Source organism: Roseateles sp. P5_E11 (genome assembly GCF_054049355.1).
This window is the reverse complement of the sequence record NZ_JBFUMO010000499.1, coordinates 1-4,313: the sequence shown is the minus strand read 5'-3', so window position 1 is coordinate 4,313 and position 4,313 is coordinate 1. Positions and strand designations below refer to the sequence as shown.

Annotated in this window: 3 protein-coding genes and 1 pseudogene; all 4 read right to left on the bottom strand. The window is 68.9% G+C overall.

The annotated features are described in order from the left end of the window. Positions 1–2,066: pseudogene (locus tag ACXJKR_RS25630) on the bottom strand (hypothetical protein); the annotation flags it as partial. A gap of 72 nt (positions 2,067–2,138) precedes the next feature. Next, the gene (locus ACXJKR_RS25625; protein WP_457325206.1) at positions 2,139–2,930 is read right to left on the bottom strand and encodes a glycosyltransferase family 2 protein; all 792 of its coding nucleotides are present in this window, start codon (positions 2,928–2,930) and stop codon (positions 2,139–2,141) included. A 7-nt stretch (positions 2,931–2,937) separates the two neighbouring features. Beyond that, positions 2,938–3,621 carry a methyltransferase domain-containing protein gene (locus ACXJKR_RS25620; protein WP_056196555.1) on the bottom strand — a complete coding sequence of 228 codons (684 nt, stop codon included), beginning with the start codon at positions 3,619–3,621 and terminating at the stop codon, positions 2,938–2,940. Continuing rightward, a complete protein-coding gene (locus tag ACXJKR_RS25615; protein ID WP_056196558.1) occupies positions 3,618–4,259 on the bottom strand; it encodes a glycosyltransferase family 32 protein in 642 nt (213 codons plus the stop codon). The genes ACXJKR_RS25620 and ACXJKR_RS25615 overlap by 4 nt, the downstream gene beginning before the upstream one ends. Between the last annotated feature and the right edge of the window lie 54 nt (positions 4,260–4,313).

Here is a 4,313-nt window from a genome sequence, read left to right as displayed (position 1 = left end):
AGCGTGACGCGCTGGCGTTTGAGCTGGGCGGTGGCGCGCTCGGTGCCCTGCGGGTCGTCCACCGCGTCGGCAATCTGGAACTTGCGCCAGCCGGTGAGTGCGCGGTTGGCCGTGTCCGCGGCGCCGCCGGTGCCCGAATGCTTGGGCACGAGCTTGTTGCCGACCTTGTCCCGGGGGCTGGCCATGGTGTTGGACATGAAGATCAGCGGCAGCTCGAACTGCACCTCACGCCCGTCCAGGTCGGTGCCTGCCATGCGGAAGGGGAAGGGCGTTGGCGAATCGCCCGGGCCCGTGGCGGGCCAGAAGAGCAACTGGCCCAGGCCCGGCTCGACCTGGGTCTTGATGGGCTGGGCGAGATCGGGCGTCACCGTCGTCAGCATGCGCACCGAGGTGAAAGGCAGCTCGTGCTCGACGGTTGCATCACCTGCGCCGAAGGGGCGCAGCGTGGCAGCGTCGTCGTAGTGCTTGATCTTCTCGCGCACGATCATGAACATGCGCTGGCGCAGATAGGCCGGGTTGCCCGGCAGCTTGTGGAACTTGCGCTCGCTGACCTTGATGAGCACGGCGCGGTGGCCAAAGGGGAAGAGCACGCCGCGGTAGACGACGCGCACATAGTGGTCGCGGCCCTGCGTGGCCTGGTGCACCCAGCTCTCCACGTCCAGCCCCGGCGGCTCCCAGTCGCCGCGGCTGTCGAGCCAGGCGCCCTGGCTGGACAGCATCAGGAGCCGCGTGTCGATGGGTTGGGGCTCGTAGTTCGTCATCGAGAAGTTCGACGACAGGTGCGTGACCTGGTAGCGGTCGTAGTCCGATAGCGCCGTCTCGCTGGTGACGAAGGGGTTGCCCGCGTCGGGCCCCGGCAGCTCCGTGAAGCCGGAAGGGAAGGCCGACTGCATCGCCTTCTGGCCCCAGCCCGTGGTGGCCCAGACGGCGCGCACCGTGCGCCCCGCGTCGGGGGCCGGCGAGTCGACACCCGCGGGGCCGAGCAGCCGCGTGTGCCACAGCTCGGTGTGGCCGGAGTAGGGCKACGTGGCCGCCTTGGTGGCATGCCGCCAGTGCTCGCCATCGTGCGGCGAGATGATGAGCCGCCAGGGCAGTTCGATCGCCGTCTGGGTGCTGGTGGGCAGCGCGGGCTTGGGCGGGATGCGCATGGGTGGCGTGATGTCCACGATCACCGCGTCGGGCAGCGTGGCCTGGCTGCCGATCACATCGCCCAGGCGCCGGCGCAGCGTCGCCTGGGCGGCCTCACCGCCGCGGCGGGCGATCTGTGTCTGGCGCAGGCTGAAGGCGTTGAGCGCCGGCCCGGTGAGGCCGGCCATGGCCTGCACGGGCAGAAGGGTGGTCGCCGTGATGCTGGTCGCTTTGGCTTTGGCCTTGGTGGTCACCACCACCCCGGCGGCACGCTGCCAGCGCGGCCACAGCTCCAGCACGCGCCGCTGCGCCGGGCGCGGCAGCGCGCCGGGTGGCACACGCATGTCCAGCGTGCGGATGGCGCCGAGCAGCCCGTCCAGCGTGTAGGGGCACTCGAAGCCGGCCGGCCACTCGAACACGACGCGCGACTCGTTGGCCGCACGGGCGCGGATGGGCGGCGGGTCGACCTCGTTGTCCGGCACCACCGCCGAGGGCGCTGGCTTGCCGTCGAGCGGCGGCGGCATGTCGGGCGTGCCGGTGCCGGCGGCCTGCTGCTCGAAGAACACCTCTTCGGCGATGGACTGCGGCGGATGGTGGACGATCAGCGAGGCCGCGCCGCTGCCGCTAGCGGCGAGCACGGGCGGTTTGCTGCCCGGCTTGCGGGCGACATTGACGAGCTCGATGCGCAGCGCCACGAGGTCGTCTGGCCGCACCACCGCGTCGCCGGGGCGGCTGCCGCTGAACAGGTTGCCGACGTACTCGATGGCGTGTGGGATGGGCCCCGGCGTGATGATGATGGGCGGCGGAGTCGGGCCGACCACGATGGGCGGCGCAACCGGGCCGACCACGACCTCGCCGATCCTGGCCGCCGCACTGGGCCCGATGGCACGGCTCTTCACCGGCTTCCTGGCCTGCTTCTTCGCCTGCTTCTCCGCCATGGCAGCGCTCCAGCGACCGCGCAATGCCGCGGCGCGGCGCGACTATAGGACCGGGATTTCCAAGCCGTACCCCTAGAACCACTCCACCGGCAACGCCAGCCCCACGCCCTTGAGCAGCCCCGCCCGGGCGGCCTTCAGCTCAGCCGTCGGTGCCGACCAGCGCCGGTAGACGTGAAGGAAGTCCAGCACCACGGTGGTGTTGTTGGAAGCCTCCTGCTGGCCGCGGCGGGCACCAGGGTTCACATAGTCCTTGTGCATGACGGCGCCACCGCCCGCAACGTGCACGGGCATTGCGCGCGAGCAGACGCCTAGCAACCAGTCCCAGTCTTCCTGCGAGGCGAGATGGGCGTCGAAGCTCAGCCCTTGCAGCAGGCTGCGGCGGTAGGCCAGGCAGTGCAGGGGGATGAAGTTCTTGACCCACAGCGTGTTGACATCCGCCCCGGCGAGCGGCGTGGTCTGGCGGCCGAGCTCGGGGATGCCCGGCTGCTGGCGGTCTTCGGTGACGACGGTGATGTCGGTGAACAGGACTTGCGCATCCGGGCGCTCGCAGTGCGGCTTCAGCGTGGCCAGATGCTGGGGCTCGAAGGTGTCGTCGTCATCCAGGAAGATGACCCATTCGCCGCGCGCCAGGGCCAGGCCCTGGTTGCGGCTCTCGGCGGGGCCGTTGGCGCCGGTGCGCTTGAGGAAGCTGTCGGCCGGGCCCAGATCGCGGGCGACGACGGCGGCGGTCTCGGCGTCCAGCGCATCGGCGACCAGCAGGATCTCGAAGTCCGCGCAGGTCTGGGCGCGCAGCGAGCGAATAGCCCGCGCCAGCGTGGCCGGCCGGTTGTGCGTGGCCATGACGACCGAGAAGAAGGGCTGCATGACCCTCTCAGGCCTTGCGCCGCGCAATGGCCAGCAGCGAGATGTTGTTGAAGAACCAGATGCCCTGCAGGTCCAGCGTCGTGTACTTGTGGATGACGTTGGCCAGCGTGTAGGGCGTGTACCAGCAGTTGTGGTCGGGGTGCACGACCTCGACGAAGGTCTCGGCCTCGGTCTGGTAGTCGAAGTGCCGCGCGAAGCAGCTGTAGGCGTCGGGCACCGTGATGACGTATTCCTTGGCGCCGACGCGGTCCAGCTGCTCCAGGAAGCCCTTCACGTCGGGCACATGCTCCAGCACCTCGGGCACCAGCACGAGGTCATAGGGGTCCTTGATGTCGTCCCAGGACGAGAACAGCCGGCCTTTCAGGTGCGGCAGCATGTGCGGGAAGGCCTCGTCGTGGATGTCGAAACCGTCGAGCTGGCAGACCTTGTCGAGCTGCAGGTGCAGCGAGCGGTTCAGGTCGGTGATGGGCCAGTCGACACAGCCCACGTGCAGCACGCGCTTGCCGCGGCACATCTCCTGCAGCACCGCCACGCGGGGGTGGCCCATCAGGTTGCGGCTGACCGGAATGCGGTGCACGAAATAGGGCGAGTGGGCGCGCTCCAGCGCCGACACCGGCGGCAGGCCCTCGGGCTGGCACAGGGCCGGCTTGGGGCCGCGGTCCGTGTCGGTGGAAATCGTCGTCTCGCTCATGCCAGGCTCCGTGTATGCAGCTCGTCGTAGTTCTTGCGTGTGCTGCCCCATTCCTGGTCGGCGAAGACCGGGCCCTTGCCGCTGTAGCGGATGCCGGAGTAGTGCTGCGGGATGAAGAAGTGGCTGGGCCAGATCGTCAAGTTGATGTAGTTGTAGCGGCGGTGCGCCTCGGTCAGGAACAGCGGGCCGACGCTTTGCCAGGCCATTCGGTCGATGACGGTCGCCTTTTCCTTCACGTCCAGGATGAGCTGGCGGAAGAAGGGGTTCTGCGGCTCGGAGGCGACATAGCCGGCGGCGATCAGGCCGGGGCGGATGATCTCGTTCTCCCAGCAGGCGCAGGCCTCGCAGTCGAACAGCCAGGGCTCCAGCGGGCGGCGGCAGATGCTGTCGGCATCGACGACGAAGCCGCCTTCGCGGAACAGGATCTCCCAGCGCATGATGTCAGCCACGCCGTTGAGTTCGCGGCCGGACATGGCGCGGATGTGGTCGGCGTTGTACCAGCCGTAGGACATCAGGTCGGCGTTGCCCCAGACCTTGAGCTGCCAGTCGGGGTTGTGAACCCGCCAGGTGTCAATGCAGTTGTCCGGTCGCTTGGATTCGTCGCCGACCCAGATGATGTGCAGGGTCTTGGGGATCATGGTGCTCTCCTGAGCTTATCCGGTGCAGTATCCGACCGACGCCCGGCGTCGTGA